Genomic DNA, 20492 nt, shown 5'->3' with positions numbered 1-20492 from the left:
CCGTCCGTACGGCTCCTCGCCCATCCTGACGTGCCGCTCCGGCGAGCGCACATCCGACCCGCCACACCCTCAGTACGAGACCAGGCCCGCCGAAGCCTCAGTCTTCGCGCAAGCCGGTCAACGAAGGTCCGGTCCCGGCCACTTGGGTGGTGTGAGAGGCCGGTTTTCCGTCTTGTCATGGCCTGTTCGCGGCACTTACTTTTGGCCCCTCCTGACGCATGCCGAGGGGAATTCGGACATGGCCGTACGCGGCCGGCATCGCCGGTACCAGCCGAACAGGATCAACCGCGCCTCACTCACCGTCACGGCGGGCGGCGCCGGCCTCGCGATCCCGCTGGTCGCCGCCGGCACCGCCGACGCGGCCGACGCCACCACCTGGAACAAGGTCGCCGCCTGCGAGTCCAGCGGAAACTGGAGCATCAACACGGGCAACGGCTACTACGGCGGGCTGCAGTTCACCCAGTCCACCTGGGAGGCGTACGGCGGCACCCGGTACGCCCCGCGCGCCGACCTCGCCACCAGGGAGCAGCAGATCGCCGTCGCCGAGAAGGTCCTGGACGGGCAGGGGCCGGGCGCCTGGCCGGTCTGCTCGGTGCGGGCCGGTCTGAGCCGGGGGGACGGCGACCCCGGCGTGCACACCGACAGCACCGGCACGCGCCCCGCGAGGAGCGCCGCCCTGGAGGACGTACAGGCGCACACCACCCCGCAGTCCCGCGCCGGCCGGGCCGAGATGTACACGGTGGTGCGCGGTGACACCCTCTCCGGGATCGCCGATGAGCACCACGTCCGCGGTGGCTGGCACGCGCTCTACGCCGGCAACCGCCGCACGATCGGCGCCGATCCCGACCTGATCCTGCCGGGCCAGCGGCTCAGCCTGCGCGGCGCGGCCGCCACCGGGACCCCCTCCCGGAAGGCCCCGAACACGCCTGAGCAGAAGACCACTTCGGAGCACCGGACCACGCCGCACCGGGCCAAGAGCACCAAGAGCACCGGCCGCACGCTCGTGGCCCCCGTCGACGCGCCCATCGGCACCGGCTACCGCGTGGCCGGCTCGCACTGGTCGAAGGGCTACCACACCGGCGTGGACTTCCTCGTGCCGACCGGCACCTCCGTGCGGGCCGCGGAGGCCGGGCAGGTGGTGGCCGCGGGGTGGGGCGGCTCGTACGGCTACCAGGTGGTGATCCGGCACGCCGACGGCCGCTACACCCAGTACGGCCACCTGTCGGCCATCTCGGTGCGGACCGGGCAGAACGTCGCCACGGGCGGGCGCATCGGCCGTTCCGGAGCCACCGGGAACGTCACCGGCCCGCACCTGCACTTCGAGGTGCGGACCGGACCCGGGTTCGGCACCGACATCGACCCGCTCGCCTACCTGCGGGCCGGCGGCGTCAGGATCTGACGCACGGACCGGGCCGGTCCGGGACCGGCAGCGGTGCGCCGACGATGGCGGGCAGCGCGAGGTACGACGCGGACAGCGAGCGGAGGTCCGGCGGTTCGCCGCCGCCGGCGCCCTCCCCGCCGGGGACCGGTCCCGGCATGAGGCAGCCGGCCGGGCCGGGCACGAGCAGGTCCCGCTGCACCGGCGCGCCGGACGCGCCGCCGGCCCCGGGAAGCCCGCCCCGCTCCGGCTCGGCCGCGTCGGCCGCGTCGGCCGCCCCGCGCTGCTGGGGCATGACGCAGGACGCGTCCGCGGCGAGGACCGGTTCCGGGCCGCCGTCCGGCAGAGCGGGCGGCTCGGCGCGTTCGATCCGCTCGGTCGTCAGCATGGTCAGTCCGCCCGCCGCCAGCACCCCGCAGCTCACGGCGAGCGCGGTGCCCTCGCCGCCGTAGCGGAACGTCTCGCCGAACATCAGGATGCCGACCGCGGCCGCCAGCACCGGATTGACCACGGTGAGCGTCGCCAGCGGGGCGGCGAGGCCGCCGCCCCGGTAGGAGACCTGGGACAGCAGGACGCCGGCGACGGCGAACAGGGCGATCATCGCGAGGCACGGCAGATCGTCCAGGTCGACGCCGTGCGTCCAGTCGACGGCGACCGTCTTGGTGAAGACGGACGACATGCCGAACGCGATGCCGGAGGCGGTGGCGAGCAGCACGCTGCGCACCGCCGGGTGCCGGTGCGCGGCCCGGCCGCCGCACATCAGAGCCACGACGGCGCCGCCGGTGACCAGGGCCATCGCCACCCGCTGGGCCGTATCGAGAGCGTGGCCGTCGGAGGAACCGACCAGGGCCAGCAGCCCGGCGAGACCCACGGTGGCCATGACCGCGCCGCGCCAGGCGGTCGCCCCGGCCCTGCGGCCCACGAACAGCGCCGCCATCGGCAGGGCGAAGACGATGGTCAGCGCGCCGAGCGGCTGGACCAGGCTGAGCGGACCGCAGGCCAGCGCCACCACGTGCAGGACGCCGCCGAGACCGTTGAGCGCCAGGGCGCCCCACCAGCCGGGCCGCCGCAGCGGCAGGGACGCGCCGCCGGCAGCGGAGACCGCCACCTGCTCCTGCACGATCGCGCCGGCCGCGTAGGCGAGGGCGGACACGAACGACAGCAGCACGGACAGCGCGAGGGCGCTCATCGGCGTCTCCTGTGCGGGCGGCGGGGGCCCTGAGCCCGGCGCGACGTACGGTCGGCTTGCATGGCCCTCACTCTGCCCGGCCGCGCTCCTCCCGTCGTCGTACCTGAGCACGCAATGCGCCCTACTGCCGATGGAGTACACCAGCCGCGCGATCATCCTCGCGATGGGTGACGGAAGGCCGGCACCTCATGCCCGGAGCCGGGAACGCGCCTGATACCAGTACTGTTCGTGGACCTCGACCCCGCTCTCGCCGCCCTCCGCCCGCTCGGCGGCTTCTTCGTCCTGCGTACGGTCCCCGGCCCGGCCGCGGTCACCGGCCGACCGGATCCGGGGCGGCTGCCGACCCTCGCCGAGACCTACGCGCGGGTGACGCCGGACGCGCTGGGCGCGCGCGTGGCCGTGGTCGCGGACCGGCTCCGCACCCGCGAGCCACGCGTGGCCGCCTCCATCGCCCACCAGGGCCTGGCCGCCCGGCTGTGGTCGGCTGCCCTGGGCTGCGCCGTCCGGTACGGCCGGCTGCCCGACCTCGACCCGCGCCTGCTGCGCTGGGACCCGCTCGCCGCCGCCCCCGACGACCTCTGCCTGACCGAGCTGCGTCCGCTGCCCGGCGACGCCGCCGGCCTGGCCGCCGCTGTGCTGCACGGACACCTGGAACCCCTCACCGAGGCGCTGAGGACCGGCTACGGCAGCGCGCCCGGACTGCTGTGGGGCAACGCCGGCTCCGCGCTCGCCGGGGCGGCCCGCGAGCTGGACCGCTGGGCCCGCGCACACGGCCGTACCGACCTGGCCGACCGGGCCCGCGCCCTGACGGACGAACTCTTCGCCCATCCCCTCCTGCGCTCCACCGGCACCCGCACGGGAACCGCCTTCCGCCGCCGCAGTTGCTGCCTGTACTACCGGGTGCCCGGCGGCGGGGTCTGCGGCGACTGCTGCTTCACCCGGCCGCCGGGCTCTTCCCCAGGGGCCGCTTCTGGGTGACCATGAAGGGAACCTGCCACCGGTACAAGGGGGTTGTCGGGTGCGAGTGGGACTGCTGACCCGGGAGTACCCCCCGGACGTGTACGGCGGCGCCGGTGTCCATGTGGAGTTCCTGGCCCGGGAGCTGGCCTCCCTGGTGGACCTGGAGGTGCACTGCTGGGGCGAGGGCCGCGGCGTCGGCGTCGTACGCCACCGCCCCTGGTCCGTCCTCGACGGCTCCAATGACGCGCTGCGCACCTTCTCCGTGGACCTGTCCATCGCCGCCGCCCTCGAAGGCCGCGAACTCGTCCACTCCCACACCTGGTACGCGAACCTCGCCGGCCACGTCGCCAAGCTCCTGTACGGCGTCCCGCACGTGGTCACCGCCCACTCCCTGGAGCCGCTGCGGCCCTGGAAGGCCGAACAACTGGGCGGCGGGTACGCGCTGTCGGGCTGGGCCGAACGCACCGCGACCGAGGCCGCCGACGCGGTGATCGCCGTGTCCGGCGCCATGCGCGAGGACATCCTCGCCTGCTACCCGGCGCTCGACCCGGCCCGCGTGCACGTCGTGCACAACGGCATCGACACCCACCTGTACCGCCCCGACCACGGCACCGACGCCCTCACCCGGCACGGCATCGACCCCGCCCGCCCGTACGTCCTGTTCGTCGGCCGGATCACCCGCCAGAAGGGCGTGCCCCATCTGCTGCGCGCGGCACGGGACATCGACCCGGGCGTCCAGGTCGTGCTGTGCGCGGGCGCCCCCGACACCCCGGAGATCGACCGGGAGTTCCGGGAGCTGTTCGAGGAGCTGAGCCGGGCCCGTGCCGGGGTGTTCTGGATCCCGCAGATGCTGCCGCGCCCCGAGGTGATCCAACTCCTCACGCGGGCCGCCGTGTTCGTCTGTCCCTCGGTGTACGAACCCCTCGGCATCGTCAATCTGGAGGCGATGGCCTGCGGCACCCCGGTCGTGGCCTCCCGGGTCGGGGGCATCCCCGAGGTCGTGGACGACGGCCGTACGGGCGTGCTGGTGGCGGTGGACGACGGTTTCGAGGCGGGCCTCGCCCGAGCGCTGGACACCGTCCTCGGCGACCCGGAGGCGGCCCGGCGGATGGGGGAGGCCGGACGGGAGCGCGCGGTGGGGGAGTTCGGCTGGGACGCGGTGGCCCGGCGCACGGCCGCGCTCTACGAGGAGATCCTCAAGCAGGCTTAGTCCCGTGTGCTCGGGGCATCCATGGTGGAACCAGGGTGAGGGGAGCGGCCATGCGTCGTGGAGGGCCTTCCGTACTCGGGATCGTACTGGCGGGCGGGGAGGGCAAACGCCTGATGCCGCTGACCGCCGACCGCGCCAAACCAGCCGTCACGTTCGGCGGCACCTACCGCCTCGTCGACTTCGTGCTGTCCAACCTCGTCAACGCCGACGTGCTGCGGATCTGCGTGCTGACCCAGTACAAGTCGCACTCGCTGGACCGGCACATCACCACCACCTGGCGGATGTCCAGCCTGCTCGGCAACTACGTCACACCGGTCCCGGCCCAGCAGCGCCTCGGCCCGCGCTGGTACCTGGGCAGCGCCGACGCGATCCTGCAGTCGCTGAACCTGATCCACGACGAACAGCCCGAGTACGTGGCCGTGTTCGGCGCCGACCACGTCTACCGCATGGATCCGCGGCAGATGCTCGCCCAGCACATCGACGGCGGGGCGGGCGTGACGGTGGCCGGCATCCGGGTGCCGCGCGCGGAGTCCTCGTCCTTCGGGGTGATCACGCCGGGCTCGGACGGCCGTACGGTGCAGCGTTTCCTGGAGAAGCCCGCGGACCCGCCGGGCCTGCCGGACGACCCGGAGACCGTCTTCGCCTCGATGGGCAACTACATCTTCACCACCAAGGCGCTGATCGAGGCCCTGCACCGGGACGCCGAGGACGAGAGTTCCCTGCACGACATGGGCGGCTCGATCCTGCCCCAGCTCACCGTGCGCGGCGAGGCCCAGCTGTACGACTTCGGCGAGAACCACGTGCCCGGCGAGACCACCCGCGACCAGGGCTACTGGCGGGACGTGGGCACCCTGGACGCCTACTACGAGGCCCACATGGACCTCATCGCCGAGCGCCCGGCGTTCAACCTCTACAACCGCCAGTGGCCCATCTACACGCACTCGTACCAGCTCTCCCCGGCCCGCTTCAACGCGGGCGGCATCGCGAGCGAGTCCATCATCAGCGCGGGCTGCCTGATCCGTGGTCAGGTCACCCGGTCAGTCCTCTCCCCGGGCGTACGGGTCGACCCGGGCGCGGTGGTCCAGGGCTCGGTGGTGCACGACAACGTGCGCATCGGCCGGGGCGCGGTGGTCCGCGGCGCCGTCCTGGACAAGAACGTGGAGGTCCCGCCCGGCGCCACCATCGGCGTCAACCCGGAGCGGGACGCGGAGCTGTACACCGTGTCCAAGGGCGGGGTGATCGCACTGGGGAAGGGGCAGCGGGTGCCCTAGGGCGGACACGCGTCGCGCGCAGCCGCCGACGCCCTGACGAACCGTCACCGTCCGGCCTATGCCCGGCGCGACGCGTTCGCCCGATAACCGTACCTTGCCCGGTTCTGAGTCGTTCGACCTTCAGGATGCAGACATCGATGTCGAACCTGCGGAGGTCATGCGACATGAGAGGGACCCGGCGTACGAGGCTGTGCCTGGCCGGGGTGATGGCAGCGTCCACGCTGATCGCCACCCCCGCCGCACGGGCCGCCGAGCGGACCGACGGCCACCTCACCGACCTGGTCAACCCGTTCATCGGGACCCAGGACGAGGGCAACACCTTCCCCGGCGCGGCCGTGCCCTTCGGCATGGTGCAGCTCTCCCCGGACACCGGGCACAACACCGGCTACGACTACACGCAGAACCGCATCCGCGGCTTCTCCCTGGTGCACCTCTCGGGCGTCGGCTGCCGCATCGGCGGCGACCTGCCCGTGCTGCCCACCACCGGTGAGGTCACGCAGACGGACTACACCCGGTACGCGGCCGGCTTCTCGCACCAGGGCGAGACGGCGAGCCCCGGCTACTACCGGGTCGGTCTCTCCTCCGGCATCCGTGCCGAGCTGACCGCGACCGAGCGCACCGGCGTACAGCGCTACACCTTCCCCGCCACCGACAAGGCCAACGTCCTGCTGAACGCGGCCCAGTCGCTGCACAAGGGGGTCTCCAGCTCCGTCGAGATCCTCGACGACCACACCGTGCGCACCGAGATCACCGGCCACGGCTTCTGCCGGGACACCGGCCCCTATACCGTCTACACCATCACCCGCTTCAGCCGGCCCTTCACCGCGTACGGCACCTGGGACGGCGCGACCCTCACCCCAGGCTCCCGCAGCGGGCGCGGCGGCGCCTACGTCCGCTTCGACACGACCAGGGACCGTACGGTCGAGGCGACCACCGCGATGTCGTACGTCGACGCACGGGGCGCGGCCGGGAATCTGGCCGCCGAGGGCGCCCGGAACTTCGACGCGGTGCGCGAGCGGGCCCGCGAGGAGTGGGAGAGGCGGCTCGCCGCCGTCCGCGTCCAGGGCGGCACGGACACACTGCGGCGGACCTTCTACTCCTCGCTGTACCGGTCCTTCCTCGCGCCGAACGTCGGCAGCGACTCCGACGGCCGCTACTTCGGCTGGGACCGCCGTGTCCACCACGCCCGGGGCTTCACGTACTATCAGAACTGGTCGCTGTGGGACACCTACCGCACCCAGGCCCAGCTGCTCGCCCTCCTCGCGCCGCGCGAGGCGCGGGACATGGCCCGCTCGGTCCTCGCGATCGACGAGGACGGCGGCTGGCTGCCCAAGTGGGGGTACGGCCCGGTCGAGACGAACGTCATGAGCGGCGACCCCGTCACCCCCTTCCTGACCACGGCCTACCACACGGGGCTGCTCAAGGGCTTCGAGGAGCGGACCTACCGCGCGCTGAAGAAGAACGCCGACGGCGTCCCCCCGGCGGCGTACCCGGGCATCGGCCGGGAGGCCAACGCCGAGTACCTCGCGCAGGGCTTCGCCCCTTTCGACCAGGACCGCCCGCTCGCCAAGATGGGCGACTCCGACTACCACCACGGTGCCTCGGTCACGCTGGAGTACGCGCTCGCCGACGCCATGCTGGCCCAGATGGCGCGCGGCCTCGGCCATGACGCCGACGCCGCCCGCTACGCGGCACGGGCGCAGAACTACCGCAACATCTTCGACCCCACGACCGGCTTCTTCCGCGCCCGCGACGCATCCGGCGCCTTCACCGGCTCGGCCGACCCGGCGCGTGGCACCGGCTTCCACGAGGGCACCGCCTGGCAGTACCAGTGGCTCGTGCCGCAGGACGTGCCCGGCATGGTGCGGCTCATCGGCGGCGAGCGCGCGGCCAACGACCGGCTGGACTCCTTCTTCGCCTACGACAAGCTGCTGGCCGACCCCGCGCGGACCGCCCGCGAGGCGTGGGTGCACGGCGACGCGTACGCGTACTACAACGCCGACAAGTACAACCCGATGAACGAGCCCGACCTCATCGCCCCCTACACCTATCTGGCCACCGGCCAGCCGTGGAAGACCACCGACGTGGTGCACGCCGCCCTGACCCTCTTCACCGACGGGCCCACCGGCATCACCGGCAACGACGACCTGGGCACGATGTCCGCGTGGAACGTGCTGTCGTCCATCGGGCTCTTCCCGATCCAGCCCGGCTACGGCACCTGGGGCCTGTCCACGCCGGTCTTCGACCGTGTCGACCTCACCCTGGACCGCCGGTACTGGCCGAGCGGCCGGCTCACCGTCGCCGCGCCGGGCACCTCCGCCGCCGACCGGTACATCCAGAGCGTCCGCGCCGACGGAACACCGCACAGGCAGACCTATCTGACGACGGGTGCGCTGCGCTCCCTGCGCTCCCTCGCGTTCACGGTCGGCCCGCGCCCGTCTGAGTGGGGTACGTCACCCGGGGCGGCGCAGCCAGTCCTGAAGTGACCTCACATAACTCTAGGTCCCGCCCTGGTCACAGGGGCGGGACTTAATCTTCTGTTAACTGAGCGTAGCCTGATCGTACTTGACCGTAATCGGGTGACAGAGATTGACTGCGAGTGACTGCAGATCCACCCGTCGTCGACGTGAGGCACGCCCTTGACTTCCCACCTGCTCGCTCCACTCGACCTGGCGTTCTGGAACATCGAGTCCGACCGGCATCCGATGCACCTCGGCGCGCTCGGCGTCTTCGGCGCGCACTCGCCCACCGCCGGTGCCCATGCCGCCGACCTGCTCGCCGCCCGCGCCGCCGCCGTGCCCGGGCTGCGCCTGCGCATCCGCGACGTGTGGCAGCCGTTCGCCTTCGGCGGCGCCACCCGGGAGCCCGACCCGGACTTCGACCCGCTCAACCACGTACGGCTGCACGCCCCGACCGCCGACTTCCACGCCGTCGCCGGCCGGCTCATGGAGCGCCCGCTGGAGCGCGGCCGGCCACCGTGGGAGGCGCATGTGCTGCCCGGCGAGGACGGGATGTCCTTCGCCGTGCTGTTCAAGTTCCACCACGCCCTCGCCGACGGGCTGCGTGCGCTGAAGCTCGCCGCCGGCATCCTGGACCCGGTGGACCTGCCCGAGCGGGCGCCCCGCGCCATCGAGCCGCCGCGCGGGCTGCTGCCCGAGATCCGCAAGCTGCCGGGGCTCGTCCCCGAGCTGGTCAAGGGCGCGCTGTCCGACGTCGGCCGGGCCCTGGACATCGGCGCCTCCCTCGCCCGCTCCACCCTCGGCATGCGGCCCACCTCCGCGCTGACCTCCGCGCCGAGCGGCACCCGCCGCACCGCCGGGGTCGTCTTCGACATCGACGACGTGCACCGGGTGCGCAAGACCGCCGGCGGCACCGTCAACGACGTGCTGATCGCGGTGGTCGCCGGGGCGCTGCGGCGCTGGCTGGAGGAACGCGGCGACAGCACGAACGGGGTGGCGCCCCGCGCCCTCATCCCCGTCTCCCGGCGGCGTCCGCGCGCCGCGCACCCACAGGGCAACCGGCTCTCCGGATATCTGATACGGCTCCCCGTCGACGAGCCGGATCCGCTCGGCCGGCTGGGCACGGTACGCACCGCGATGGTCCGCAACAAGGACGCGGGGCCGAACCGGGGCGCGGGTGCGGTGGCGCTGCTGGCCGATCACGTACCGGCGCTGGGTCACCGGCTCGGGGGGCCGCTGGTCGGGCAGGCCGCCCGGCTGTGGTTCGACATCCTCGTCACCAGCGTGCCGCTGCCGGGGCTGGGGCTGCGGCTCGGTGGGCACGAGCTGAGGGAGGTGTATCCGCTGGCGCCGCTCGCGCCGGGGCAGTCGCTGGCGGTGGCCATCTCCACGTATCGCGGCCGCGTGCACTACGGGCTGGTCGCCGATGCGGAGGCTGTGCCGGACCTGGACCGGTTCGCTCACGCGGTGTCGGCCGAGGTGTCGGTGCTGCTGGATGCGTGCGGCGCGTGACGGCTTGAGGTTCCGGGGGTTCCCGCCCGCCCACCCGTGCGGCTTTCGTCGTCGGGTGCGGGTGGCCCCTGTGGGGTGGATTCGGCGTCGGCGGCTGCGGGCCGGTGGGTGGGATGGGGGTTCCCGCCCGCACCACCCGTGCGGCTTTCGTCGTCGGGTGCGGGTGGCCCTCGTGGGGTGGATTCGCCGTCGGCGGCCGCGGGCCGGTGGCGGGGAGCGGGGGATGCGCCGGCGGCGGCTCCGGCCTCGCCCGCGCACGTTCTCGCCCGCGCACGGCCCAACCGCCGGCGAACCGCAACTCCACGCATCCCAAATGCGGCCGAACCACCGCCCTCCTGAAAGGCAACCGGATCTCCGGCCCTGGCGGGAGCTGAGCGGGCCTCCGGGCCGGGCGAGCCGGTCGGGTCGCGCTCACCCGCAGGGCAACCGCATCTGCTTCCGCGGCGGGAGCCGGGCGTGCCTTCGGTGCTGGGTGAGGCAGGCCGGGGTCCGGTTCTCTGGTCGGCGGCCCGGGGAGGAGGCGGATTCGGTCGGGTGGCTCGTGTGCGGCGCGGTGGTTGGGATCAAGGGCCCGGGGCGAGCCGGGGTGGCGGTGGCTCGGGTCGTGGCTTCGCTGCTGGTTCGATCGGGTTTGGCGGCGAGGCTGTGCGCTCCGTAAGATTCCCCGTTCGAAAGCGGGCGCGAGTGGGAGCGCTGCGCGGGTGATCAGGGAAGCGGCAGCGCGATGACGGTGACAGAAGACGGCCCCGCGGCCATGGACGAGGTCGTGTACGGCCCCGGCATCGATCCGGAGCGGTTGGCCGTCTGCCTCAGCGTGCTCGAGGAGCTGGACCGGCTCGAGGTCGACCACCCGGACGCGATCAAGGTGCGCCGGGCCACCTCGCACATCTACCGCACGGTCAAGCAGCGCCGCCGCCAGGAGCGCCGGGCCGCCAAGACCGCCCACGACAAGGCGGTCACGGAGGCCACCGCGACCGGCTCCGCCGAGCGCATCGACGACGAGACCGAGGGCATCCTGCCCTCCTCCAAGGTCGAGGCGGGCAGGATCGCGGGCATACTCCAGCGCCCCCGCTCCTGCTACACCTGCAAGCAGCGCTACGTCGAGGTCGACTACTTCTACCACCAGCTCTGCCAGAAGTGCGCCGCCGAGAACCGCGCCAAGCGGGACGCCCGCACCGACCTCACCGGAAAGCGCGCCCTGCTCACCGGCGGCCGCGCCAAGATCGGCATGTACATCGCGCTGCGGCTGCTGCGCGACGGCGCGCACACCACGATCACCACCCGGTTCCCGAAGGACGCCATCCGCCGTTTCAAGGCCATGGACGACTCGGCGGACTGGCTGCACCGCCTGGAGGTCGTCGGGATCGACCTGCGCGACCCCGCTCAGGCCGTGGCCCTGGGCGAGCAGGCCGCCGAGGCGGGCCCGCTGGACATCCTGATCAACAACGCGACCCAGACCGTACGCCGCCTGCCCTCCGCGTACGCCGCCCTGGTCGAGGGCGAGAGCGCGCCCCTGCCCGCCGGTGAGCTCCCCGCCCACCACGTCATCGGCGCCTTCAACTCCGGCGCCGTCGACGGCATCGCCGCACTGCCCCTCGGTGCCAGCGGCCTGGACGCACAGAAGGTCGCCGACCTCGCCCTCGTCGCGGGCAACGCCAGCGTCGCCCGGCACCTGGAGGGCACCGCCATCGACGCCGGCGGCCTCGTCCCCGACGTCGTCGACAGCAACACCTGGGTGCAGACCATCGAGGAGATCTCCCCGGTGGAGCTGCTGGAGACCCAGCTGTGCAACTACACGGCGCCGTTCATCCTCATCAGCACGCTGCGCCCGGCCATGGCCGACGCCGCGAAGAAGGCCGCCAGCGGGCGCGCCTACGTCGTGAACGTCTCGGCGATGGAAGGCGTCTTCAACCGCGGCTACAAGGGCGCCGGGCACCCGAACACCAACGCCGCGAAGGCCGCCATGAACATGGTCACGCGGACCAGCGCGGCGGAGATGTTCGAGACCGACGGCATCCTGATGACCTCCGTCGACACCGGCTGGATCACCGACGAGCGCCCGCACTACGACAAGCTGCGCCTCGCCGAGGCCGGCTTCCACGCCCCCCTCGACCTGGTCGACGGCGCGGCCCGCGTCTACGACCCGATCGTGCGCGGCGAGGCGGGCGAGGACCTCTACGGCGTCTTCCTGAAGGACTACGCGCCCGGCAAGTGGTGACGGGCGCCGGAACCGGTGGGCGGTGCGACCGTCCCGGTCCAAGGCTGTGACGGTCGTGCCGGGGTGCCCGGTGCGCGGGTGACGCGTTCTTCATGGCTGTGATCCATCGGCGGACCCCAGCGGGACTGCGGGCCCCTCGGGCCGGCGTGTGGCCGGATCGCGCTCAGTCGACGGCCCCGAGCCGGGAGTTGCGGGCCGCCACCAGCTCCAGCACGGTGCGCCAGTCCTCCAGGACGCCCGCGTCGAAGCCCGCCGCACGGCTCTCCTCGTCCGCCTGGCGCAGCCGCAGCAGATCGTCGTCGGCCGGGTCCGCGTCCCCGCGCACCAGCCGGAACACCCGCTCCCCGAGCAGCGAGCGCACCGCCTGGGCCGTACGGAGCGGCCGGTCCGTCCCGTCGCCCGGGCACAGCACCGCCCCGATGCCCTGCACCAGCCCCGCCACCTGGAGCTCCTTGTCGGCGGGGCGGCTGCGGCGCAGCAGCGCGGCGCATCTCAGCGCGTGCTGGTGCCGGCCGGCGTACAGCAGATCCATCAGCTCCTCGACGCTGCGCAGCTCCATGCGTCAGTCCTCCCGCGAGACTGCCGTTGCCGCCGAGCAGCAGATCATGGCGAGCTTGCGCCCCGGCCAACGGCACCTGAACTGCGCCGCATGTAGCCCGAGCGGGTGATTCGCCGGGCGGCCGGGTGATGCGCCTCATGGTAAATGGCCGCATATTAGGAGGTATTGGGGGGCGAAACGACTTCTGATAGTTACACCTTGTTTGCACTCCCGATCGAGCGCGAGCCCGCTCATTTGGGTACTCTTGGGGGGACGGACAGCAGTACCGGGTCCCACCCAGACCCAGACGTCCGTACCGGCGCCACCGCGTCCGAACTGGCCTTCCACCCAGACCCGAGCGGGCGCCGAGCGCCGGAGCGCAGGCTGTCCGGCAAGCCCCGAGGGTGACCGACACATAAGGAGTGCGCGGTGACACCGGAGAAGACGAATCGCGATCAGCGCCCCAAGGAACGCACGGAGCGTGCGCACCGGCGGCCCGGAGAACTCGGCAGCCTCGACGTGTGGGCCCGGTCCGCCCCGATCCGCCTGGCGGGCTACGAGGACGACCTCGCCGAACCCCACATCCTGCCCAGCGTGGACTGACCCCCGGGTCGGGCCGTTCGCGAGCGCCGCACGCATGGGCGTGACCTGACAGACTCACGCCCATGCTGATCAGACAAGCCGTGGCCGACGACTGGCCGCGGATCTGGCCTTTCTGGCACCGGATCGTCGCCGCCGCCGAAACCTACGCCTGGGACCCCGGCACCTGCGAGGACGACGCCCGCGCGCTCTGGATGAACCCGGCCAAGCGTGTGTACGTCGCCGAGGACGCCACCGGAGCCGTGGTGGGCTCGGCCTACCTCACCCCCAACTACGGCGGCCCCGCCGCCCGCGTCGCCAACGCCGGCTTCATGGTCGACCCCGCTCGCACCGGCGAGGGTATCGGCCGCGCCCTGGCCGAACACGTCCTCGCGGAGGCCAAGGCCCACGGCTACCGCGCGATGGTGTTCAACGCCGTGGTCGAGACCAACCCCGCCGTCCGGCTCTGGACCTCCCTCGGCTTCACCGTCCTCGGCACGGTGCCGGAAGCCTTCGAACACCCCCGGCACGGACGGGTGGGGCTGCACATCATGTACCGCTCGCTGTAACAGCCGGGCTGAGGGTCAGTCCACCGGCGCCGTCCGCCGCCACGGACGCAGCGCCTGGAGTTCCTCCGCCAGCTCCAGCAGCACGGACTCCGAGCCCGGCCGGCCCACCAGCTGCACGGCACAGGGGGCGCCCGAGGGAAGGGTGCCGAACGGGACCGACATCGCGGGCCAGCCGGTCAGGTTCCAGGGCGGGGTGAACGGGGAGTACGCGGTGTTGACCAGCACATTGCGCAGCCAGCCGCGTTCGTGCCACGGGCCGGCCTTGGGGGAGCGCCGGGCCAGCGCCGGGGTGAGCAGGGCGTCGTACTCGGTGAAGAAGGGGGTCAGCCGGGCGCGCAGGCGCTCGCGGCTGTCCCCGGTGCGCACCGAGCGGACGAACCGCCGTCCCACCGCCGCGTGCACCCGGGTCCGCCGGGCCAGCCGCGCCTGGTCCAGGCCCTCGGCGTCCACCGCGGTCCCGGCCGTCCAGTGCCGCAGCGCGGTCACGCCCAGCGAGAGGGGATACGGCGGCTCGGCCCGCCGCACCCGGTGACCGGCCCGGGCGAGCTCCCCGGCCGCCTCGCGGACCGCGGTCGTATACGATCCGCTCACGCTCACCCCGGCGAGCGGGCTGCGCACGGCCGCGGCGATCCGCCGGCGCGGTGCCTCGTCCACGGCCGGGACGTCGGAGCCCGCCAGCACGCCCAGCACCAGCCGCAGGTCCTCGACCGTCGTGGCCAGGGGGCCGTTCTCCGACATGCCGAACCAGTCGCCGTTGCCGATCCCCGCCGGCACCACGCCGTGCCCCGGCTTCAGCGTGACGAGGCCGCAGTTCGCCGCCGGGATGCGCAGCGACCCCATCCCGTCGTTGCCGAGCGCGACCGGTACCAGGCCCGCGGCCACCGCGGCCGCGCTGCCGCCGGAGGAGCCGCCCGCCGTGCGGGAGGTGTCCCACGGATTGCGGGCGGTGCCGAACACGCCCTCGGTGGTGCCGTAGACACACAGCTCCGGCACGTTCGTCAGGCCCACGACCACCGCACCGGCGGCCCGCAGCCGGGCCACCGTGACGTGGTCCTCGGCGGCCGGGGTGTCGGGGGTGGCGGCGGAGCCGTCGCGGTGGGACTCGCCGCGCACCGCCAGGTTGTCCTTCACGGCCACCGGCACGCCGGCGAGCGGCAGTTCGGCCAGATCGGTGCGGGAGGCCACCTCGTCGGCCTCGGCGAGCGCCGCCTCGGCCCGCACCTTCCGGAACGCCCCGATCCGGCCGTCGAGCCGTTCGATCCGGGCGAGGTGCTCGGCCGCCACCTCCCGGGGTGTCACCCGCTTCTCGCGTACGGCGGCGGCAATCTCGGCGGCACTCCGCCCGGCCCAGTCACCCACGGGCACTCCTCGCTCGGTCGTCGGCTACTTGCTGGTACGAATCGCGGCGCAGGGAGAACTGTGCCCGGTCGGCGGCGGTACGTCGAGACGCCGTTTCAGGTAACGCCCGCATCATCCGATCAATGCCTGAATTCTGGGCCACTTCAGGCTGGTTGACAGTGTCATGGCGACCCCACCATCATCAGACATCCGATGAATCGGAGTTATTGGGAGCCGCTCATGAGCATGTATCCCAGACGTCTGATCCTGGGCGCGGCAGCCGGCGCGACCGCTGCGGCCGCCCTGCCGCTCACCACCCCACCCCCCGCGCGGGCCGCCGGACAGCAGATGACGTGGGCCACCGTCCCCGACCCGGTGCCCGTCCCGCTCGACGCCCTCTACGACAACGACGGCATCGACACCGGCTCCGCCCGCGGCGGCGACTTCGACGGCTCGGGCTACACGTTCCCGGGCGACGAACTCCCCGCGGGCCGCATCGAGGTCGACGGCATCCCCTTCGCCTTCCCCGCGTCGACTGCGGGCGCCAAGAACAACGTCGTCGCGCTCGGCCAGCGCATCGACCTGCCCCGAGGCCGCTACCTGTCGGCCGCCTTCCTCACCGCCGGGAGTTATGGCGACGCGTCCGGCCAGGTCACCGTCCACTACGCCGACGGTTCCACCAGCACCGCCGGCCTCGGCGGCGCCGACTGGTACGCGGCGGGCGGTTCACTGTCGGCGCCGTACCGCTACAAGCCGGACGGCACCAAGGACGAGCACACCGTCGGTATCGGCACGTCGGAGGTGTGGATCGACCCGCGGCGCGCGGCCGTCGCCATGACCCTGCCGGTCACGAACCCCGCCGAGGCGAACAAGGCGTCCCTGCACGTCTTCGCCCTCTCCCTCCAACCCGCCGCCCAGGGACGGGCGTTGGCCCTGCGCGACGCCCACTCCACCGCCTCCCTGCTGGAGGCCACCGGCGCCCAGAGCGTCGAGGCCACGGTCGTCAACGCCGGCACCGTCCCGATCCTCTCCGGCGACGACGTGTCCGCGCGCGTCGACGTCCCCGGCGCCCGCACCGTCGAGCCCGCCCGCATCCGCCGCCTCGACCCCGGCGAACAGACCCGCGTCCGCATCGGCATCCGCAATCGCACGGGCACAGCCCCCGGTACCCGGCAGGACGGCACGGTGACCGTGGTCGGCCGAGGCGCTCAAGCCGCGTCCGCCCGCAGCAGGTTGACCCTCGGAGTGGCCGACTACCAGCCCACCGGGTCATCCCTCTCCGGGCATCAGGCGCCGTACTGGTTCCAGGGCGCCAAGTTCGGCATCTTCATCCACTGGGGCGTCTACTCGGTGCCCGCCTGGGCACCGGTCGGCAAGCAGTACGCCGAGTGGTACTGGGACCAGATGCAGGACCCTGCCAACCCCACGCACGCCTACCACCGCGCCACCTACGGTGAGGACTTCGCCTACGACGACTTCATCCCGCGCTTCACCGCCGAGCGCTTCGACCCGCGTGCCTGGGTGGAGCTGTTCCGGGAGGCCGGCGCCCAGTACCACGTCCTGACCTCCAAACACCACGAGGGCTTCGCCCTGTGGGACACGAAGGTCTCCGACCGCAACGCCGTCCGGCTGGGCCCGAAGCGCGACCTGGTCGGGGAACTGTTCGAGGCATCCCGGCGGTACGCCCCCGAACTCCACCGCGGGCTCTACTTCTCCATGCCGGAGTGGTTCAACCCCGACAACCCGTGGATGGGCCACGCCCCGCGCAACCCGTACACCCTGCGGCCGGTTCCGTACACGGGATACACCGCGGGCAAGGACTACGTGCACGACTACCAGGCCCCGCAGATGCTCGAACTGATCCACGGCTACGACCCGGAGATCATCTGGTGCGACATCGGCGGTGCGAACGACAGCCTCCATGTCCTCGCCGAGTACTTCAACCACGCCAAGAACCGGGCCCGCCCGATCGACGTGACCGTCAACAACCGCTCGGGCATCGCCTTCCACGACTTCACGACGCCCGAGTACACGACGTACGCCAACACGGTCGTCGCCAAGTGGGAGTCCAGCCGGGGGCTCGATCCGTTCAGCTACGGCTACAACCGGGCAACCCCGGACGCCGCCTACATGACGGCCGAGGAGGTCGTGCACAGCCTCGTCGACATCGTCTCCAAGAACGGCAACTTCCTCCTGGACATCGGGCCGCGCGCCGACGGCACCATCGCGGAGATCCTGCAGTCCCGGCTGCGGGAGACGGGCGCCTGGCTCAAGGTCAACGGCGAGGCGATCTACGACACGACGTACTGGTCGCGGATGGCGCAGCTCGGCGAGGACCTGCGGTTCACGGTCCGCCCCGACGAGGCGTTCTACATCCACTCGCTGGCCGAGCCGGGCGCGAGGCTGATCGTCGAGGCGCCGGTGCCGGTGCGGTCCGGTGACAAGGTCACCATGCTCGGCTACGACCGCCCCCTGAACTGGACCGTCTCAGGCGGCTCGCTGGTCGTCGACGTACCGGAGGCCGCACGGAGGGCGGGCCGCCATGTGTGGGTGTTCAAGGTGAGCTGGCGGGCCTGAACAGCAGGGACCGTGCGCAGGCACGCAGGTCGGGCGGGAGCGGCTCCAGGGTCTGCTCCCGCCCGCTCTCGTCCGGGCCGGTTTCCTGGGCGGGACCAAGCAGCTGTCACGCGGTTCCTCAAGTGGGCTGCCCAGAGGGCGGGTTGACGGGAACCGACGCCGTACTGCCCCGCCCCGTCAGCCGTGGCACCGGCACCCCCACCGAGCGGGCCGGGTTGCCGTCCAGCAGCGACAGCAGTTCGCGGGCCGCCGTGCGGCCGAACTCCGCGCTGTCGCGGGAGAGCGCGGACAGCCGGGGGGTGACCATGCGGCACAGGGCCGAGTCCTCCCAGGAGACCACCGACACGTCCTGCGGGATGCGGAAGCCCCGTTCCGCGGCGGCGGCCAGGCCGGCCACGGCCATCACGTCGTTGTCGTAGATGAGCGCCGTGGGGACGGGCGGGTCGCCGAGCACGCGGCGGGTGACGGCGGCGCCCTGGGCGTCGGAGTAGTCGGTGGTGACCGAGCGGACCTCGGTGAGCCCGCGCCGCTCCGCCTCGGCCCGCAGCGTGGCGATACGGCGCTGGGTGTGGGCCAGTTCGGGCAGCCCGGCGATGTGCACGATCCGGCGATGACCGAGCGCCGTCAGCTCGTCCACCACGGAGGCCATAGCGCCCGCGTCGTCCGCCCGGACCGTGGCCAGGCCGGGGTGCCGTACGTCGGGTGCGCCGCCGATCACCACGGCGGGCAGCCCGAGTTCGTCCAGCAGGTCGGGGCGCGGGTCGGCGGCGCGCGGGTCGGCCACCAGGACGCCGTCGACCCGGTGCTCGGCCCACCAGCGCCGGTACACCGCGCACTCCTCGGGCACGTCCTCCGCGACCTGGAACAGCAGGCCCAAGTGCCGCTCGGCCAGCACCTCCTGGATGCCGGAGACGAGCTGGAGGAAGAAGGAGTCGACGCCCAGCGTGTGTGCGGGGCGGGCGAGGACGAAGCCGACCGTGGCGGCGCCCTCGCCGGACAGGGCGCGGGCGGCGGTGCTGGGCCGCCAGCCGAGCTGCTCGGCGACCCGGCGGACCCGCGCCCGGGTGGCCTCGGAGACGCCGGGGCGGCCGTTGAGCGCGAAGGACACGGCGCTCTCGGAGACTCCGGCCCGCCGGGCGATGTCCTTCATGGTGGGCCGGCGCGCGGGGGACCGTTTGGTCGGCACGTTCGTCCTCCCTTCCCGACTGTGCTGCTAATGCGCTTGAGCGTCAAGACCCTAAAGCGCATTAGCGGTTGACGGCAAGCTTGTGCTGAAACGTCTCTGACCTGGACTAATAAAGAGCTGATTTCTTTAGTCCCGGTGAATGCATTGACTTTCCTCGAACGCCGCGGGCAAGGTCTCTGGCGCCCCCCGACCCCTGACACAGCAAGGGAGCCGTGTCACCGTGCCCATGTCTCGCAGAGCCCTCGCCGCCGCTGCCGTCGCCCTCGTCCTGCCGCTGAGCGCCTGCGGCTCGGGCGGCGACGGCGGCGGCTCGACCGACGCGTCCGGCAAGGTCGAGGGCGACATCACCTTCCAGACCTGGAATCTGCGCGCGAACTTCAAGCCGTACTTCGAGGGCCTCATAGCCGACTTCGAGAAGAAGTACCCCGGCACGCATGTGAAGTGGGTCGACCAGCCCGCCGAGGGCTACGCCGACAAGCTCAGCGCGGAGGCCGGCGGCGGCACCCTGCCCGACGTCGTCAACGTCTCCCCGGACCTGGTCGCGCCGCTCGCCAAGGCGGGCCTCGCCCTCGACCTCGACAAGGCGGCCGCCACGTACAGGTCCGAGTACCTGCCCGGCGCCTGGGCCGGCCACCAGGTGCCGGGCATGAGCGGCACGTACGCCTTCCCCTGGTACCTGAACACCGGGCCGCTCTTCTACAACAAGGCCCTGTTCACCAAGGCCGGACTGAACCCCGACCATCCGCCGCAGACGTACGACGAACTCTTCGCCGACGCCCTGCGGATGGCGAAGAAGAGCGGCGGCAAGGTCGCCACCCTCGCGAACGTGCCCACCATCGAGGACTTCGGCCGCTACGGCGTCACCCTGATGAACAAGCAGGGCACCGCGTTCGCCTTCAACGACGCCAAGGGAGTCGAACTCCTCAGCAAGTACAAGGAGTTGTACGACGCCAAGGCCCTCGACCCGCAGGCGCTGACCGCCACCCCGGAGTCCTCCGGCAAGAAGTTCCTCACCGGCGCCGTCGCCATGAACCCCGGCAGCGCCCTCGACCTGGACAACTTCAAGAAGAACGCGCCCAGCCTGTACCGGAACATCGGCATCACCGACCAGATCACCAGCACCGGGCACGTCAACATGTACGTGATGGGCGTGATGGTCAACTCCCGCACCAGGCACACCCCGGCCGCCGTCGCCTTCGCCCACTTCGTCACCGACGCGCAGAACCAGATGGCCTTCGCCAAGCAGGTCGCCATCTTCCCCAGCACCGCCGGCTCCCTGAACGACCCCTACTTCACCAAGGAGGACGGCACCGACGAGACCCGGGTGCGCGTCGCCGCCGCCAAGTCCCTCAAAAGCGCGGTCAATTACACGCCCGTGCTGTTCAGCGACCAGATGAAGACCGCGCTGCGCAACGAGGTGGCCAAGGCGCTCCAGGGCAAGGAGAGCCCCGAGCAGGCTCTTGACAACGCTGTCAACGCCGCCGACCGACTGCTCCAGCAGGGCTGAC

Annotated in this window: 15 protein-coding genes; 11 read left to right on the top strand and 4 right to left on the bottom strand. The window is 72.4% G+C overall.

What is annotated here, in order from left to right; all coding sequences use genetic code 11:
• The first annotated feature begins 238 nt into the window (after positions 1 to 238).
• Positions 239 to 1399, top strand: a complete 1161-nt coding sequence (locus FB563_RS36290) for a transglycosylase family protein (RefSeq protein ID WP_055709771.1) — start codon at positions 239 to 241, stop codon at positions 1397 to 1399.
• Here the strand turns inward: FB563_RS36290 and FB563_RS36285 are convergent.
• Positions 1389 to 2567, bottom strand: coding sequence for a DMT family transporter (locus FB563_RS36285; RefSeq protein WP_234358043.1), 1179 nt, complete (start codon positions 2565 to 2567; stop codon positions 1389 to 1391). The two genes, FB563_RS36290 and FB563_RS36285, sit on opposite strands and share 11 nt — an antisense overlap.
• Before the next feature lie 228 nt (positions 2568 to 2795).
• On the opposite strand from FB563_RS36285, the gene FB563_RS36280 reads away from it, so the two are divergent.
• From FB563_RS36280 to FB563_RS36250, 6 genes are all read left to right on the top strand, one after another.
• Positions 2796 to 3545, top strand: coding sequence for a (2Fe-2S)-binding protein (locus FB563_RS36280; RefSeq protein ID WP_055709772.1), 750 nt, complete (start codon positions 2796 to 2798; stop codon positions 3543 to 3545).
• 40 nt (positions 3546 to 3585) lie between these two features.
• Positions 3586 to 4737, top strand: coding sequence for a glycogen synthase (gene glgA, locus FB563_RS36275; protein WP_079049078.1), 1152 nt, complete (start codon positions 3586 to 3588; stop codon positions 4735 to 4737).
• A gap of 50 nt (positions 4738 to 4787) precedes the next feature.
• Complete coding sequence (glgC, locus tag FB563_RS36270) at positions 4788 to 6008, top strand: glucose-1-phosphate adenylyltransferase (RefSeq protein ID WP_055709773.1); 1221 nt, start codon at positions 4788 to 4790, stop codon at positions 6006 to 6008.
• 164 nt (positions 6009 to 6172) lie between these two features.
• Positions 6173 to 8494, top strand: a complete 2322-nt coding sequence (locus FB563_RS36265) for a GH92 family glycosyl hydrolase (protein WP_055709774.1) — start codon at positions 6173 to 6175, stop codon at positions 8492 to 8494.
• A 153-nt stretch (positions 8495 to 8647) separates the two neighbouring features.
• The gene (locus FB563_RS36260; protein WP_142219175.1) at positions 8648 to 9979 is read left to right on the top strand and encodes a wax ester/triacylglycerol synthase family O-acyltransferase; all 1332 of its coding nucleotides are present in this window, start codon (positions 8648 to 8650) and stop codon (positions 9977 to 9979) included.
• 724 nt (positions 9980 to 10703) lie between these two features.
• Complete coding sequence (locus tag FB563_RS36250) at positions 10704 to 12197, top strand: SDR family NAD(P)-dependent oxidoreductase (RefSeq protein ID WP_055708188.1); 1494 nt, start codon at positions 10704 to 10706, stop codon at positions 12195 to 12197.
• A 163-nt stretch (positions 12198 to 12360) separates the two neighbouring features.
• On the opposite strand, the gene FB563_RS36245 is transcribed toward FB563_RS36250, so the two are convergent.
• Entirely contained in the window at positions 12361 to 12756 is a 396-nt protein-coding gene (locus FB563_RS36245; protein WP_055708187.1) for a hypothetical protein, read from the bottom strand.
• A gap of 408 nt (positions 12757 to 13164) precedes the next feature.
• Between FB563_RS36245 and FB563_RS36240 the strand changes: the two genes are divergently transcribed.
• Together FB563_RS36240 and FB563_RS36235 are read left to right on the top strand one after the other, a co-directional pair.
• Positions 13165 to 13338 carry a hypothetical protein gene (locus tag FB563_RS36240; RefSeq protein WP_107100716.1) on the top strand — a complete coding sequence of 58 codons (174 nt, stop codon included), beginning with the start codon at positions 13165 to 13167 and terminating at the stop codon, positions 13336 to 13338.
• A 62-nt stretch (positions 13339 to 13400) separates the two neighbouring features.
• Positions 13401 to 13883, top strand: coding sequence for a GNAT family N-acetyltransferase (locus FB563_RS36235; RefSeq protein WP_055708186.1), 483 nt, complete (start codon positions 13401 to 13403; stop codon positions 13881 to 13883).
• A gap of 15 nt (positions 13884 to 13898) precedes the next feature.
• On the opposite strand, the gene FB563_RS36230 is transcribed toward FB563_RS36235, so the two are convergent.
• Positions 13899 to 15242, bottom strand: coding sequence for an amidase (locus FB563_RS36230; RefSeq protein WP_055708185.1), 1344 nt, complete (start codon positions 15240 to 15242; stop codon positions 13899 to 13901).
• A 219-nt stretch (positions 15243 to 15461) separates the two neighbouring features.
• Here FB563_RS36230 and FB563_RS36225 point away from each other — a divergent pair, with 219 nt between their 5' ends.
• Positions 15462 to 17798 carry an alpha-L-fucosidase gene (locus FB563_RS36225; protein ID WP_055708184.1) on the top strand — a complete coding sequence of 779 codons (2337 nt, stop codon included), beginning with the start codon at positions 15462 to 15464 and terminating at the stop codon, positions 17796 to 17798.
• Positions 17799 to 17916: 118 nt separating this feature from the next.
• On the opposite strand, the gene FB563_RS36220 is transcribed toward FB563_RS36225, so the two are convergent.
• On the bottom strand, positions 17917 to 18984 hold the full coding sequence (locus FB563_RS36220; RefSeq protein ID WP_055708183.1) for a LacI family DNA-binding transcriptional regulator: 1068 nt from the start codon (positions 18982 to 18984) through the stop codon (positions 17917 to 17919).
• A gap of 220 nt (positions 18985 to 19204) precedes the next feature.
• Between FB563_RS36220 and FB563_RS36215 the strand changes: the two genes are divergently transcribed.
• Entirely contained in the window at positions 19205 to 20491 is a 1287-nt protein-coding gene (locus tag FB563_RS36215; protein ID WP_055708182.1) for an ABC transporter substrate-binding protein, read from the top strand.
• Position 20492 lies beyond the last annotated feature (1 nt).

This window comes from Streptomyces puniciscabiei (assembly GCF_006715785.1).
Classification (GTDB): Bacteria; Actinomycetota; Actinomycetes; order Streptomycetales; family Streptomycetaceae; genus Streptomyces; species Streptomyces puniciscabiei.
This window is presented reverse-complemented; position numbering and strand designations above follow the sequence as displayed.